General features: G+C 60.2%; 11 protein-coding genes. 3 read left to right on the top strand and 8 right to left on the bottom strand.

Translation table 11 applies throughout. The annotated features are described in order from the left end of the window. Positions 1–72: 72 nt before the first annotated feature. Genes mksF through mksB form a run of 3 tightly spaced genes read right to left on the bottom strand, consistent with a single transcriptional unit; the run spans position 73 to position 4,878 of the window. Positions 73–2,913, bottom strand: coding sequence for an Mks condensin complex protein MksF (gene mksF / locus CKW14_RS18050; RefSeq protein ID WP_095125806.1), 2,841 nt, complete (start codon positions 2,911–2,913; stop codon positions 73–75). After that, on the bottom strand, positions 2,910–3,611 hold the full coding sequence (gene mksE / locus CKW14_RS18045) for an Mks condensin complex protein MksE (protein WP_007912968.1): 702 nt from the start codon (positions 3,609–3,611) through the stop codon (positions 2,910–2,912). The genes mksF and mksE overlap by 4 nt, the downstream gene beginning before the upstream one ends. Continuing rightward, on the bottom strand, positions 3,601–4,878 hold the full coding sequence (mksB, locus tag CKW14_RS18040) for an Mks condensin complex protein MksB (protein ID WP_007912967.1): 1,278 nt from the start codon (positions 4,876–4,878) through the stop codon (positions 3,601–3,603). Before mksB ends, mksE begins: the two co-directional genes overlap by 11 nt. A 244-nt stretch (positions 4,879–5,122) precedes the next feature. On the opposite strand from mksB, the gene CKW14_RS18035 reads away from it, so the two are divergent. Together CKW14_RS18035 and rimI are read left to right on the top strand one after the other, a co-directional pair. Then, the gene (locus CKW14_RS18035; protein WP_095125805.1) at positions 5,123–5,872 is read left to right on the top strand and encodes an energy transducer TonB; all 750 of its coding nucleotides are present in this window, start codon (positions 5,123–5,125) and stop codon (positions 5,870–5,872) included. Beyond that, on the top strand, positions 5,865–6,317 hold the full coding sequence (rimI, locus tag CKW14_RS18030) for a ribosomal protein S18-alanine N-acetyltransferase (RefSeq protein WP_007912963.1): 453 nt from the start codon (positions 5,865–5,867) through the stop codon (positions 6,315–6,317). Before CKW14_RS18035 ends, rimI begins: the two co-directional genes overlap by 8 nt. Positions 6,318–6,437: 120 nt before the next feature. On the opposite strand, the gene CKW14_RS18025 is transcribed toward rimI, so the two are convergent. Then, positions 6,438–6,842: a hypothetical protein gene (locus CKW14_RS18025; RefSeq protein WP_016983591.1), complete on the bottom strand. Its 405-nt coding sequence runs from the start codon at positions 6,840–6,842 to the stop codon at positions 6,438–6,440. Between the two features lie 141 nt (positions 6,843–6,983). Here CKW14_RS18025 and can point away from each other — a divergent pair, with 141 nt between their 5' ends. After that, positions 6,984–7,628 carry a carbonate dehydratase gene (gene can / locus CKW14_RS18020; protein WP_007912954.1) on the top strand — a complete coding sequence of 215 codons (645 nt, stop codon included), beginning with the start codon at positions 6,984–6,986 and terminating at the stop codon, positions 7,626–7,628. An 8-nt stretch (positions 7,629–7,636) separates the two neighbouring features. Here the strand turns inward: can and CKW14_RS18015 are convergent, their stop codons facing one another. The 4 genes from CKW14_RS18015 to CKW14_RS18000 form a co-directional block, all read right to left on the bottom strand. Continuing rightward, positions 7,637–8,161, bottom strand: coding sequence for an SET domain-containing protein-lysine N-methyltransferase (locus tag CKW14_RS18015; RefSeq protein WP_095125804.1), 525 nt, complete (start codon positions 8,159–8,161; stop codon positions 7,637–7,639). Between the two features lie 180 nt (positions 8,162–8,341). Next, complete coding sequence (locus CKW14_RS18010; protein ID WP_095125803.1) at positions 8,342–9,514, bottom strand: hypothetical protein; 1,173 nt, start codon at positions 9,512–9,514, stop codon at positions 8,342–8,344. A gap of 119 nt (positions 9,515–9,633) precedes the next feature. After that, positions 9,634–11,328, bottom strand: a complete 1,695-nt coding sequence (gene acpA, locus CKW14_RS18005) for an acid phosphatase (protein WP_095125802.1) — start codon at positions 11,326–11,328, stop codon at positions 9,634–9,636. A gap of 98 nt (positions 11,329–11,426) precedes the next feature. Further along, positions 11,427–13,154: a J domain-containing protein gene (locus tag CKW14_RS18000; RefSeq protein ID WP_095125801.1), complete on the bottom strand. Its 1,728-nt coding sequence runs from the start codon at positions 13,152–13,154 to the stop codon at positions 11,427–11,429. Positions 13,155–13,164: the final 10 nt, after the last annotated feature.

The raw sequence follows: 13,164 nt of genomic DNA, 5'->3' as shown, positions 1-13,164 counted from the left end.
ACCCCAAGCCATAAAAAAGGGCCGCGATCCAAACAGATCGCGGCCCTTTTTATTGCCTTCAGTTAATGCCGATCAAACCGCATCCAGCTCCGGTTCATCCGCTTCAACATTCAGCGTTGCCTTGACCACATCATGGCGACGGATGTACTTCCAGTCCGCCTCATCGATGTAAATGCCCGCCGGGCCGCTGCCGCCTTCCAGGTCGATCGCGACACTGGCGCAGACCTGCGGCTTCACACTCGCCAGAATCGGCACGAAACCCAGTTGCAGACTGGTTTCCAGCAGTGCGGCCTGGTTCTTCTCGTCGATGTCCGCCGCCTCATCGAGGTAATACGGCAGACGTACGCGACCGGCCTGATCGCGGTCCATCAAGTGCAGCAACAAATACATGTTGGTCAGCGCCTTGATGGTCATGGTCGTACCGTTGGACGCCGCGCCATCGATGTCGGTGTGGATCACTGGCTGGCCGTTGACCTTGGTGATCTCGAAGGCCAGTTCGAACAAGTCCTTGAGGCCGAGTTGGTTGTGGTTTGCCGCCACCAGCCGCGCCAGGTATTCCTTGGCTTCTTCGTTCTTGTTGTCCTGCTCGGCGCTCTGGCTGAGATCGAACACCGACAGGGTTTCGCCTTCTTCGTACTGACCGGCGCTGTGGATGATCTGGTCGATGTGCTTGAGCGCTTCCTTGTTCGGCGCGAGGACGATGCGGAAGCTCTGCAGGTTGGAGACCTGACGCTTGTTGATCTCGCGGTTGAACAGCGCCAGTTGATGCTCGAGGCTGTCGTAGTCGCTGCGAATGTTGCGCAGGGTCCGGGCGATGTCGGTGACCGCCGCGCGACGGGCCTTGCCCAGGGTCAGCGCCTCATCGGTACGGTGCGCGTAAGCGTTGATCAGCAGCGACAGGCGGCGCTCCATGTCGTCTTCGCTGTCGAACTTGGCCACGCCTTTCAGACGTACTTGCGCATACAGCGCTTCGATCTGGCCATCGGCGCGAAGCAAGCCTTGCCAGCTGTCCTGATAGTCGTTGAGCAGTGGCAATAGGTTGTCCATCGAATCGTCGACCGGATCCATGAACGGCGTACCGAACGGCAGATCCGCCGGCAGCAGCTGACGACGGCGCAGCGCGTCGTCGAGGGTGCGTTGCTTGGCTTCCATGTCGGCGATCTGCCGGCCGACCAGTTGCAGCTTGGCCGACAGTTGCTGGACGCGCTCGGTGAACGCATCGCTGGAACGCTTGAGTTCGTCCTGGGCGCCTTCCATCTGCGCCAGTTGCTCGAGCTTGTCGCCTTCCTCGGCACTCAGAGTCTGGGTGCGGCGGAAATCTTCCAGCGCCTTCTGCGCGTCCAGCACTTGCTGGTACAGCGCTTCGGTCTGGGTTTTGCTCGCGGCGCGGTCGGCGGCTACAGCCTGTTGAGTCTTGAGTTGCTTGAGCTCTTTTTCCAGACGCTCTTTCTGATCGCGCAGCGCGGCACGGTCAGCCAAGGCTTGCAGCGCCGGCGGCTCGATGTGCGAGATGTCGATCGACAGGCCAGGCACTTCAAAACGCTCGCCTTTGAAGCCATCGAGAATCAGCTCAACGGATTTGACCCACTCGCCATCTTCGTCGAGGGTAATGCCGTGTTCGCCCAGCGGCAGACTGAACAGCGCGCTGTTGAACAGGCGCATCAAACGCTCGACGTCCTGCTGCGAGAACTCTTCGCGCAGGCGGGCGTAGCTGTTGTTGTCGGCGTGATCGAGTTGCTGTTTCACCGACTTCAGGCGTTTTTCCAGATCGCGCACGCGCTCTTCCAGATCTTCAGCGCTGAACTGACGGGATTGCGCCAAGGCACCGGCCAGTTCGTCGTGCGCATCCTTGGCCGCGAGCAATTGTTGCTCGAGCACTTTGACGTCATCGACCAGGGCGAAGCGATTCTTCAGTACCGACAATTCGCCGAGCCAGCGCTGGATGCCGGAAATCTCCCGCTCCAGACGCATCAGTTCCTGAGTGCCGCCGCGCTGATCGTTTTGCAGACTGTCCTGCTCGCCACGATAGTGATCGGCCTGGATGGTCAGCTCTTCTTTGCGCGCACTGGCGTAGTCCGACCAGGTGCCGAGCAACGAGTCGAGCAGCGGCGACAGGCGATGCAGTTTGCCGCGCAGTATGTCGCGCTGTTTCACGCCGTTGGCCAAGGCCTCAACCAGCGGGCCGGCCGCGACCAGCGAGTTGTAGTCCTGTTCCATGCGCCGCACATCGCGGAAGGCTTCTTCACACGCAGCGATGTAATCGACGCTACCGGAACGCAGGCTGTGTTCGAAGGCATCGAGGAACAACTGCTTGAGCTTGGCTGCGGTGATTTCGCGCATGTGCAGCAGGTTGATAAACAGCGCACGGAAGGTCTTCAGGCTCTGCTCGCTGGTGGAGCGCAGCGGGATCAGCGTCAGGTCGAGCGGGATCGACGTGTGACCGCCAACCAGCAAACGACGCAGTTCGTCCGGCTTGAGTTCGTAGGCTTTCAGGCCTTCTTTCTCAAGGTTGCTGAACAGCTCTTTCTGGCGCAGGCAGGTGTCGTTCTTCTGGTAATGCGCCAGATCGAGTTTGCCGGCATAGGCAAAGAACTGGTGACCGAAACCACCGCCCGGGCCGCGACCGACCACGCCGATCACGTGCGGGCCGTGGGGCAGGTTCACTTCGACAAGGATGTAGCTGGTGTCGGAAGCGAAGTAGAAGCGCCGCGATTGTTCCAGGCTGTATTTGCCGAAACTCATGTCCGACATGCGCGCCAGAATCGGGAACTGCAAGGCGTTGATCGACGCCGATTTACCGAGGTTGTTCGCGCCGTAAACCGACAGCGGTTCTTCCAGCGGGAACAGGCCGAGGCTGTAACCGGCGGTGTTCAAAAGGGCAAAGCGGCGGATGCCGTAGCGTTCCTGGCTCATGCGTCGGACTCCTGTTCTTCGGCAATGGCGCGGGCCAATGCATCTTCTTCGCTCTCTTCCTCAAATTCGGAGAGATCGAGCGGGTCGTCGGTTTCGAGGAATTTGGCTTCCGCCGCTTCATCAATCAGCACTGGCGCCGGCAACGGCAGAACGCTGTGCACGCTGGCCGCCAGATCGCGGTCCTGCTGCACCGACAGGCACACGTCGAGGAAGCGGTGCATCGGCGGCAGGAAGCGGTACACGCCGTTTTCTTCGCTGGCAAAGCCGAGTTGAGTCATGCGGCGCATGATCTTTTCTTCGAGCTCTTCAACGGTCTGCACTTCGGCCTGAATGAACAGGTCGCGGTATTTCTCCAGCAGCGATGGCAACTCTTCGCGGCCGAGGCTGCCGCCATCGAGCACGGCGATCGGGTCGCGGCCCTGATCGGCCAGATGCTCGACGAGGATAAAGGTGAATAGCGCCAGACGCTGCGCAGTCTTGTTTACCGCCGCAGCGGCCATGTCCGGCACAAAGTAGTAGAAACCTCGGGTATCGCAAACCAGTTCAAACCCCAGCGCCTTGAACAGCGTGCGGTATTGATCCTGGAAGTTCGACAATTGCGCGTACAGCTCCGGATCGCGGCGGCTGACGTGGTAACCCTTGAACAGCTCGCGGAAGATCGGCGCGAGTTGCGACAGTTCGGAAAGATCAAGATGCATTGGGGATGCTCGCAGAATTCTCGGCGGCGCTGTCGCTGGCCGAGAGCAGGGCGAAGGAGCGCAGGCTGACCTGGTGCTCGTGAGTGTGGTATTCGCGGCGTTCCAGACGCTCACGCTTGAAGCGCTTTTCTCGCGACAGGCGCGAGAACCAGTAGAGCAATTCGTCGGTGGCGCCGTCCGGTTCCTGCTCGAGCAGCCAGGTCATCAGATCCGGCATCGGCAAGGCTTCTTCGCAGCGGTCGACCATCTCACGCACGGTGCGGGGCGCGCGTGGGGCTTCGCCCTTCTGGGTCTTGTGCGCCTTGGGGAAACGCGCCGGTTTTGGCTCGAAACGCGCCAACGCATAGACGTAGGCTTCGACCTGACTGGCGCTGCCGAGGAAGGTGCTTTGCGGGCGGGTGAACAGCGGCATCGCGGCTTGCGGCACGGCGTCGATGCCTTTACGCCGAATGGCGGCCAGGGCCAACGCGGCGCCACGGGTTACGGCGTTGTGCCGGCGCGCTTCTTCACGCAGCGGCAGCAGCAGTTCGCGGGCGTGACGCAACGTCAGTTGGGCGCTGGTCTGCATCTCGAGGATGCGTGCGTGGGTGCGCAGCAGCATGTCGTCGTCGACCAGATGGCCGAGGCGTTGCTGTTCGCTGAGCATCTTCAGCAATACAGTTTCGACCTTGCGCACGCCTTGTTCGAAGGCGCCGTCGGCGTTTACCAGATCGATCATCGGCTCGACGTATTCGTCCCACGTTGCCAACACTTCGGCGTAACGCTGACGCAATGGAATCTGCCGGTCGCTGGTCTTCGCGCGTTCTGCGACGGCGACCAGCGCCTGTTCGTCGTTGTCGAGCTTCTTCAGTACGTCGCGCACGCGCATGTCGAGCAGGCGCAACTGGCGGGCGAGGTCGTGGCCATCGCGGACTTCGAATGCGTCCTGGATATACCCGGCCAGACGTTCGAGGTGACGCAAATAGGCTTCGATTTCCAGGCACAGGCCCAGTCGGTGCTCGCGACGCAGATAAGCGAGGAAATCGTGGATCTGTGCGTTCAGCTCGAAACGGTTCGGGCTTTTCGCCACCGGAATCAGGATATCGAGGCGAATCCACACGTCGAGCAGGCTGGTGATGTCCTGCGGCGTGCTGTCCAGTTGTTGGGCGGCCAGTTGCGAGCGCAGTTCGTTGAGGCTCAATGTGCCTTGGTCGAAGTGCTCACACAGTGGCTCAAGCAGTGCCCAGTGTTCAGCGAGGGCGCGCAAGACGCGCTTGGGTTCGATCATCGGAATGCCCGGCTGGTTGGCAATGAAAAGCGGCGATTGTACTGCATCACGAAGGATGCGATTCACTCTCGGGACGGGCTGTCGCATTCTTTGTATAAAGAGCGTGGGTAAAGCGCCTCGTGAAAGAGTATCGATCTACAACGGGCGATCTTGAACGAAGGGCGGTAGAATCAGCGCACTTCAGTTATCCACAAGTGGCCGACCCTTGCTAATCGAGTCCCGCCGCCGCGCCTATTTGAACGCCATGCAGGTGGTCAACTGGCTGCCGCGCACCGAATTGCCCTTCGCCGCACCGTCGCGGCCCGAGCTGCTGGACATGCCCGAGCCGGAGGTAGAAGCGCCGGTTGTGTCCGCGCCGCAAGCCGATGCGCCGGAGCAAACGGCTGCCGCTCGTCCGGTCGAACGGCCGAAAATCGAAGTACCGCGGCCGTCGTTGGCGAGTACCCGCACCGGTGCCAAACCGGTAGAAGAGACCGACGACACGCCAGTCGTCGCCAAACCGGCACCGGTGCCACCACCGCGTTTCGCCCTGCAATTACTGCGCGCCGGGCGATGCCTGCTGCTGGTCGAGTTACCCACAGGCGAACCGTTCCAGAGCCGTGATCCCGCCTATTTGCTGCTGAAAGACATGCTGCGCGCCGCCGGTCTGCCGGATGCGCCGCAAATCGTCGGTGAGCCGGTGCGCTGGCCGTGGCTCAATCGCGGCACCATGGATCAAGGCCCGGAGGCGGCGCGTGATTTCGTTCAGGGTTTCCTTTCCGTGCAAATGGAAGCCGCACCCTGCGCCTGTCTGTGGCTGATCGGCCTTCCGGCGGTGCGTTTTGCCGGTGAAGCGGATGCCGAAGCGTTCAATCGTGAGTTGCAGATCGAAGGTCTGGGCTCGGCCTGGGCCATTCCCGGTCTGGAATTGTTAATGGAAGAGCCACAGCGCAAGGCCGCTGTGTGGCAAGCCATGCGTCGGCTGATGGCGCGCTGGAAAGAATCGAATGAGTGACGCTGTATCGTTCCGCCCGATGACCGAGGCGGATCTGGAAACCGTGCTGAAAATCGAGTACGCCGCGTACAGCCACCCGTGGACCCGGGGGATTTTTCTCGACGGCCTGGGTAAATACCAGATATGGCTGATGTTCGAAGGTGAGCAACAGGTTGGCCACGGGGTGGTGCAGATCATTCTCGATGAGGCGCACCTGCTCAACATTACCGTCAAACCGGAAAATCAGGGGCGTGGGCTGGGGCTGACGTTGCTTGAGCATCTGATGTCGCGGGCGTATGCGGCTTCTGCGCGAGAATGTTTTCTGGAAGTGCGTGACAGCAATACGGGCGCGTTCAAGTTGTATGAACGTTATGGCTTCAATGAGATTGGCCGGCGTCGGGATTATTATCCGGCGGTGGGTGGGCGTGAAGATGCCGTGGTCATGGCCTGCACCCTGGTTGACTGATTACCTGTAGGAGCTGCCGAAGGCTGCGATCTTTTGATTTTATTTTTGATGTTACGGAACAAGATCAAAAGATCGCAGCCTTCGGCAGCTCCTACAGGGACCGAGTTTCAGCTCAAGTGATCAACGGTTGCCATCCAGCGGATCGCGCCGCGCCAGCTCCGCCTCATCCAGCCCATTGCCACCGCCAATGTCATCTTCATCGACGATGCTCAGATCCCAATCGGCCTGATTGCCTTCCCCGGCCTCTTCGGCATCCCGCGCGCCATCTTCATGAATCAGCGTTTCTGGACTGAGGTCATCGTCGGTGGGTTCATGATCACTGACTGAAGCCCCGGTCATACCCGCCTCGCGCACCCGTTCACGCGGCATCAACTGCTCGCGTTCACGCTCGGGAATCTCATCACCGATTTTCGCACTGGGTTCGTCTTCATCGAAATCCAGCTCATGCACCGAACCCATGCGGTCTTCGTTATCATCGATGGGCTCCGGTTGCACCGCATCGTAAGGGCGTCGTGAATCAGTCATGGCAATTCCTCATACTGTGGGCCTTACTTAGGTGGACTCACCGGGCACACGAGAATTCCAATGAAATCACTTGCGGTGACGGCGTGACCCCGACGGGTGGTCGTCTGTCATACCAGCGCATCTTTCTTGAGGCCTTACAGCATGCATGACTTACAAGACCTGATTGATAACAACGAGCGTTGGGCTGACGCGATCACCAAGGAAGACCCGGATTTCTTCGCCAAGTTGGCGCGCCAGCAAACGCCGGAATATCTGTGGATCGGCTGTTCCGACGCACGTGTACCGGCCAACGAGATCGTCGGCATGCTGCCGGGTGATCTGTTCGTGCACCGCAACGTTGCCAACGTGGTGCTGCACACCGACCTCAATTGCCTGTCGGTGATCCAGTACGCGGTCGATGTGCTCAAGGTTAAACACATTCTCGTCACCGGCCACTACGGCTGCGGCGGTGTACGCGCCTCGATGCAGGATCGTCAGTTCGGTCTGATCGACGGCTGGCTGCGTTCGATCCGCGATCTGTACTACGAAAAACGTGAAGAACTGGCCAAGTTACCGACCGAAGAAGAGCAGGTTGATCGCATGTGCGAACTCAACGTGATCCAGCAAGTGGCTAACGTCGCCCACACCAGCATCATCCAGAACGCCTGGCATCGCGGGCAGAGCCTGTCGATCCACGGTTGCATCTACGGCATCAAGGACGGTCGCTGGAAAAGCCTGAACACCACCATCAGTGGTTTCGAGCAATTGCCGCCGCAATACCGTTTGCGTCCGGTTGGCGCGTTGTAAACGGCCTTTCAGCGCAAACCCGAGTGCCGCCAGCGCTGTAAAAAGTGCTGGCCCTCGATGCTGGGCGGTTCGTCGTAACCGGTGATCCACCCTCGACAGCGTTTGGCTCCGCAGCCGCAGGCAAACTGATGCAGCAGTTTGTCTTCGGTGGCGGCGTAGTCCATGGTCAGCCGCTCCCCCCTGTGGATATCTTTCAACGCCCACAACCACAGCTCGCTCATGTCGAGAAACACGTTGGGGTCGCAGGCGTGTTCGATCAAACCGCAAAAGCGCGGATCGTAAATGTGGATGCCCGTCAGCATCTGTCGGGTCTGTCGGCAGCGATAGGGCAGTAGTTGCCCTGACACCCGGCACATCCGATGGCTTTGCAGAAACTCACGCCGCGCCGCGACCCCCATAGGGCTGGCGTGCGCATCGTGGATGATTTCGAAATCGGCACTGGCGGGAAACCCCAGTCGCACCGGCAAACCGGCGAAGGGGTAAATACCTTCAGTATCGCGTGGCGCCGATTGCGCCATGGCGTGGATATTCATAACAGTCCTTGCCGCAAAGGTTTTGCGACTTCCTGGGGTTGACGTCCTGTCAGTGCTGCAGCACTTCTGTTTGGATCCAATCGTGTCGTATTAGGTATAGCTGGTCTACTGTCAGATCTGACAGGAGAGTTAGACGCTTTCCCGCGTCAGCATTGGCTGACACGGGAGCGCTTCAAGCGATTAAAGATGCGGGGCGGGAACGGCGGTGGCAGGCAGCGGTGCCTGCAATTGCTTCAGTTGGGCCTTGATCGGGGTGGTCGCGCACTTGGCGACGGCCTGTTCCGGGGTCAGGTTGCGGATCGAGGTGTAGAACAACTCGCAGGTTTTGACCTTCTGCGTCACCTGCCACGTCTGTGTGCAACTGTTGAGCGTGGCCTGTGCATCGCTGCCTGGTTTACTGCCCATGCCCGCCTGCCAGCAGGCCGCGCTCAAATCCTGGCCCATGACTTTCAGACCTGCAGCATCAGCCTTGGCCTGTGCGTCGTCGCCGGTGTAGCTTTTCGGGTCAGCGGCGTACCAGATATAACTCGGGTGGTTGGACCCCAGCACCGGCACTTTCACGCCTTCGCTCGGGCTGATCGTCGCCAGGCCCAAGACATTCACGGTTGGCCCGTATTGCTGCTTGATCCAGTTACGCACCGGCGCGCCGAACGCGACCATCGGCAGCGTCGTGCCGCTGGCGGTCTGGCTGAACTGTTTGACCAGGGTGGTCTGGTAGTCCTTGAAGTAGTCATACACGCCTTCCAGATCACTGCCAGCATTGGACGGCGCAGCGATCGGGGCGATATCGATGATGGTTTGATAGGCCGGCGTCTGCTCGGCAGGAATGCCATTGTCAGTCAGCAGAGTCGCCCAACGATCGGTGGTGTTCGAACGCAAATAATCTTGCGCTTGGGTCAGCGAGTAATCCGGCGGGAAGTGCAGCAATTCGACACTTTTACGGTTTTCCAAAGCCATGCCCAGCGGCAGGAACAGATACCAGCTGTAGGCCCATTTGCCATCGGCATTGAGCTTGCTGGCGCCGGTGTAGGCCAGATCGCCCGCGTCCAGCAGCGCCGACAGCGGTTTGTCGTAATCCTTTGGCACGCCGGTGATTTCGGCGTAGAGCTGGCCGTTATCGGTTTTTACCAACACCTTGGCATCGGCATAACCATCGCGTTGCACGCTCTGGCTCAGGTAATGGGCGACGGTCTGTTCCAGCGTCCAGTTGCGGAAGCAGATTACGCTGCAATTGTTGGGGTAAGCGAACAGGCGGGTAACGCGTTCGGTGCTGCCCAGTTTCAGATCGACATCGGCGTGGGCGGCCGCGCTCAGCGTCAGCGCGGCAAGTGAGAGTCCTGCGAGTTTGAACATGCTCAGATCCTTTTCAGCGTGGGTTCCCCGCGTGTCGGGGGCGCCTCATAGTGGATCAGCCGCGTTTGACAGAGAAGCCGTCATTGGCAGATTTTTGCGCAAACTCGCAGGGCTGGTTTTCAGGCCGGAAAATGCAGGGCGTTGGTCAAATCGCCCATGGGTTGCTGACCCCGGGCAATCATCGCTTCGTCGCGTTGTTTGAGACCGTTGAGCGTTTCCAACTGGAAGACACGGGTGATCAACCGCAGGATCGATGCCGTGTCGTAGACCGTATGATCCACCGTGCCCCTGCGTGCAAACGGCGACACTACCAACGCCGGTACTCGTGAGCCCGGCCCCCAACGGTCGCCCTTGGGCGGCGCGACGTGATCCCACCAGCCGCCGTTCTCGTCGACCGTGACGATCACCACCATGTTTTGCCACTGTGGACTTTCACGCAGCACCTTCAGCGCACGCACGATGTGCCGATCCCCGGACGCCACGTCGGCATAACCGGCGTGCATGTTCAGGTTGCCCTGGGGTTTGTAGAAGCTCACCGCCGGCAACTTGCCCGCTTCGGCATCGGCGAAGAATTTGTTGCTGCTCGACTCATCGCCCAGGCCAGCGTCGCGCAGGCGTTTATTGCGCTCGTCGGGGTTCTCCGGGCCTTGTTGCTTGAAGTAGTTGAACGGCTGATGGTGATACTGGAAGTTGGGGATTTTCGGAATGCCGCCGGAATCCTTGTACTGATCCAGCGTCGCCTGCCACGCGCCGGCATACCATGCCCAGTCAATGTGCTTTTTCGATAGCTTGTCGCCGATGTGTTCGTGGGTCTGCGGCACCATCACGTTGGGCAGATCCGCTTTGGAATACGCCGGGCGCTCAGGGTCGCGAATCCACGTCGGCCAGTAGGGCGGGGCGAGGGTGTTGACGCCGAAGCCGTCCGGGGTCAGTGCGCTCGGGCCGAACTGCGGCGGGCCACTCATGGCGCTGGCCGGCGATTGCTCAAGCGGCTTGAGGCGCGGGTCGCTCGGATCATCGCTTTGCAGCGCGGCGATCTGCGATTTGGCCACTGAATTGGCCGCGTCAGGATAGAACGGCGCGGTGGCGCTGATCAGGTATTGGTGGTTGAGGAACGAGCCTCCGAAAGCGCCCTGGAAGAAGTTGTCGCACAGCACGAATTCCTGAGCGACATCCCACAGACGCAGGGAATAGCGGCTCTGGGCGTAGTGGCCCATGGTCAAGCCACCGGAGTCGGCCCAGGCGACGAAGCCATCGTTCTTGCCGCCATTGATCTGCATTTGGTTCTGATAGAACACGTGCCACAAGTCGCGGGTCACCAGACCGAACGGCAAGTCCTCGCCGGTCGGTCCTTTGAGGGCGAACGGTGCGTTGGGCAGGTTTTCCTGAAACTGCGTGGCGTTGGGGTAAGTCACGCCATCAAGGGTTTGCGGGCCGATCTGCAGCACACCGCCCCAGACCGGAGGCAGGGTTTGCAGCAGCGAGCCGTCGCGATCACGTTGTTGATAGTCGCCGGGCTTGAGCGCGGTCAGCGGCTTTTCGACACCGGGGAAATCACCGAACAGGTTATTGAAACTGCGGTTCTCGGCGTAGATCACCACCACGGTTTTCACCTGATCGCGCAGGGCTTTGTCCAGCTCGGCGGGCGTCAGCGGGCGCTCGGCCGGTTTGCCCGGTTGATCGCTGGCGCTGCCACACCCGGCCAGCGTGGCACCGACACCGAGCACCGCGACGCCGCCGAGGAAGCGACGGCGACTGGTGTCGGTGGGGTGATTGGATGCGGGTGCGTCAGTACCGTCTGTGTCGTCTTTCATCGTTCAGCCCGTTTTGCTTAATTGTTTCAGTATGTTTCGGGCGGACGCTAGCAAGGCAATGTGACGGTTGGGTGACAGGTCTTGCGGGTGCAGCAGGATTAGCCAGGCATGAATTGAGTGAGCGAGTAACCGAGTCGGCTGGCCGCCATGATCGCAATCATCACCACCAGAAACAGCAATTGCAGCGGACTGAAATGCGCCCAGTGCAGCGCGGTCAGCCAAGGGCGGCGGCTGCTCAGCACTGGATCGAGCGAACCGATACGGCGTTTGTCTACCCGCCCGATCAGGATCGTGCCAACGTAAGTGAGCGCCCCCAGCGGGCCGAGCAGCAGCGAAAACAGCAGCAGCATGACCCCCTGCGGAACCCCGTGGCGTATCACCAGCCATCGCGTGTACGGGTTCCATTTACGTGGAATCAGCCACTCGGTGAGCCACAGGTCCGGCAGGACCACGTGGGCCGTGAGCACCACCCACCAACTCAGTGCAATGCGAAAAAACCAGACCGGCACGCAGGCAAATATCATCGGAATGAAGACGAGGTCCATAGCGGTTTTTTGTGGGGACGGCAGATAGAACAGGCACAGCGCCAAGGCAATCGCGGTCCATAACCGCACCCAGGTTTCGGCGGCGATGGGACGTGGAAGGAAACGCCGCCAGAAGAAAACATCGGCGTAGGGCAACCGGGCGAGCAGGTCGGGAAAACGCCATTTGAGTTTATTCGAGAGTTCGTAACAGGCCTTCCATTCATCCCTCCCAAAGACGTCTGTCACCTTCTTTTGCTGCAGGGGCTTGAGCGGGTTGATCAACAGATGCGCCGCCTGAACGTCGGCCGCCGACATCCGGTCGCTTTCCGCCTTGACGCGCAGATTGTCGTAGAAACTTTCCTGATCGCAGCGTTCGATCAACGTGTCCCAAAGCCAGTTCGGTTGCGGGTGCAGGCCTTTGTTGTGATCCCAGCCGAACAGTTGGCCGATGCGGTCGAACAGCGGCACACTCCACTCGCTGTCATTGAGCAAGTGCAGCAGGGTTTGCTGCCATTGTTCGCGGCGATCGAAAACCTGCAACCACGGTTGGGCGCTGTAGCGTTTGAGCACGTTGAGGAATTCGCGCTCGCTCTGGCCTTCGAGCAGCGCTTGCAGGTTGTCTCGATAGTCGGCCATCAGATTCTCGGCGAGAACCTCATGCTGACGATCATTCATCAACACGTCCTGCCACGGCCCCAACCATCCAAGTTGCTCGACGGCCCAGTTCAGCACCGGGCTGCGCAGTTGTGTCTGTTCAAAACACAACTGCAGTAACAGCCTTTCGAAGGCCTTGGCGCAGCCTTGCTGTTGCGCCTGATCCCAACGCTCGTCGAGATTTTCGGGCGACAGCCCCTCAAGCAGTTGCCGTGCGGCCTGCGCTTCAAGCGCATACGCCTCTGTGTCCGTGGCCGCCGTCAGTGGCTCGACAGGCAAAACATCATCCTTCGCCGGCGGCGCAAAAGGCTCGGGGGCTGCCGGGTTGACGGGCGGAAAGTCGAGATCGGCAAAATCCCACGCGGTGTTTTGCAGGTGGCTGTGGTTGTTTGCCAGCGCAGCATCGAGTGCCAGTGCGGCAAAGGCGCTGGAAGCCGTGGCCACGGCGACGTCTTCTTCGTCCGCAGGCTCAGCGTTTTCAAGGCGCCACCGGGCAATCGCCAGCGCTTGTTCGTAGGCTTCGCGCAAGCGCTGGAAACCTTCGGCATCCTCATCGGGACGGAAGGTTTTCAGTAGACGCGCATAGGCGCGTTTAATGTCGCGGGCTTCGGCTTCATCGTGCAGGTGCAGCACCGACCAGCAATCCATGGCCAGGCTC

Origin of the sequence: Pseudomonas sp. Irchel s3a12 (genome assembly GCF_900187485.1) — a bacterium.
Classification (GTDB): Bacteria; Pseudomonadota; Gammaproteobacteria; order Pseudomonadales; family Pseudomonadaceae; genus Aquipseudomonas; species Aquipseudomonas neuropathica.
The sequence above is the reverse complement of the archived record's forward strand: the minus strand, read 5'-3'. Positions and strand labels throughout refer to the sequence as shown.

Coding starts and splice junctions, on each gene's coding strand:
- CKW14_RS18025 (WP_016983591.1), bottom strand. CDS start 6,842: ATGACTGATTCACGACGCCCTTACGATGCGGTGCAACCGGAGCCCATC.
- rimI (WP_007912963.1), top strand. CDS start 5,865: ATGAGTGACGCTGTATCGTTCCGCCCGATGACCGAGGCGGATCTGGAA.
- can (WP_007912954.1), top strand. CDS start 6,984: ATGCATGACTTACAAGACCTGATTGATAACAACGAGCGTTGGGCTGAC.
- mksF (WP_095125806.1), bottom strand. CDS start 2,913: ATGAGCCAGGAACGCTACGGCATCCGCCGCTTTGCCCTTTTGAACACC.
- CKW14_RS18000 (WP_095125801.1), bottom strand. CDS start 13,154: ATGGATTGCTGGTCGGTGCTGCACCTGCACGATGAAGCCGAAGCCCGC.
- CKW14_RS18010 (WP_095125803.1), bottom strand. CDS start 9,514: ATGTTCAAACTCGCAGGACTCTCACTTGCCGCGCTGACGCTGAGCGCG.
- CKW14_RS18035 (WP_095125805.1), top strand. CDS start 5,123: ATGCAGGTGGTCAACTGGCTGCCGCGCACCGAATTGCCCTTCGCCGCA.
- mksE (WP_007912968.1), bottom strand. CDS start 3,611: ATGCATCTTGATCTTTCCGAACTGTCGCAACTCGCGCCGATCTTCCGC.
- acpA (WP_095125802.1), bottom strand. CDS start 11,328: ATGAAAGACGACACAGACGGTACTGACGCACCCGCATCCAATCACCCC.
- CKW14_RS18015 (WP_095125804.1), bottom strand. CDS start 8,161: ATGAATATCCACGCCATGGCGCAATCGGCGCCACGCGATACTGAAGGT.
- mksB (WP_007912967.1), bottom strand. CDS start 4,878: ATGATCGAACCCAAGCGCGTCTTGCGCGCCCTCGCTGAACACTGGGCA.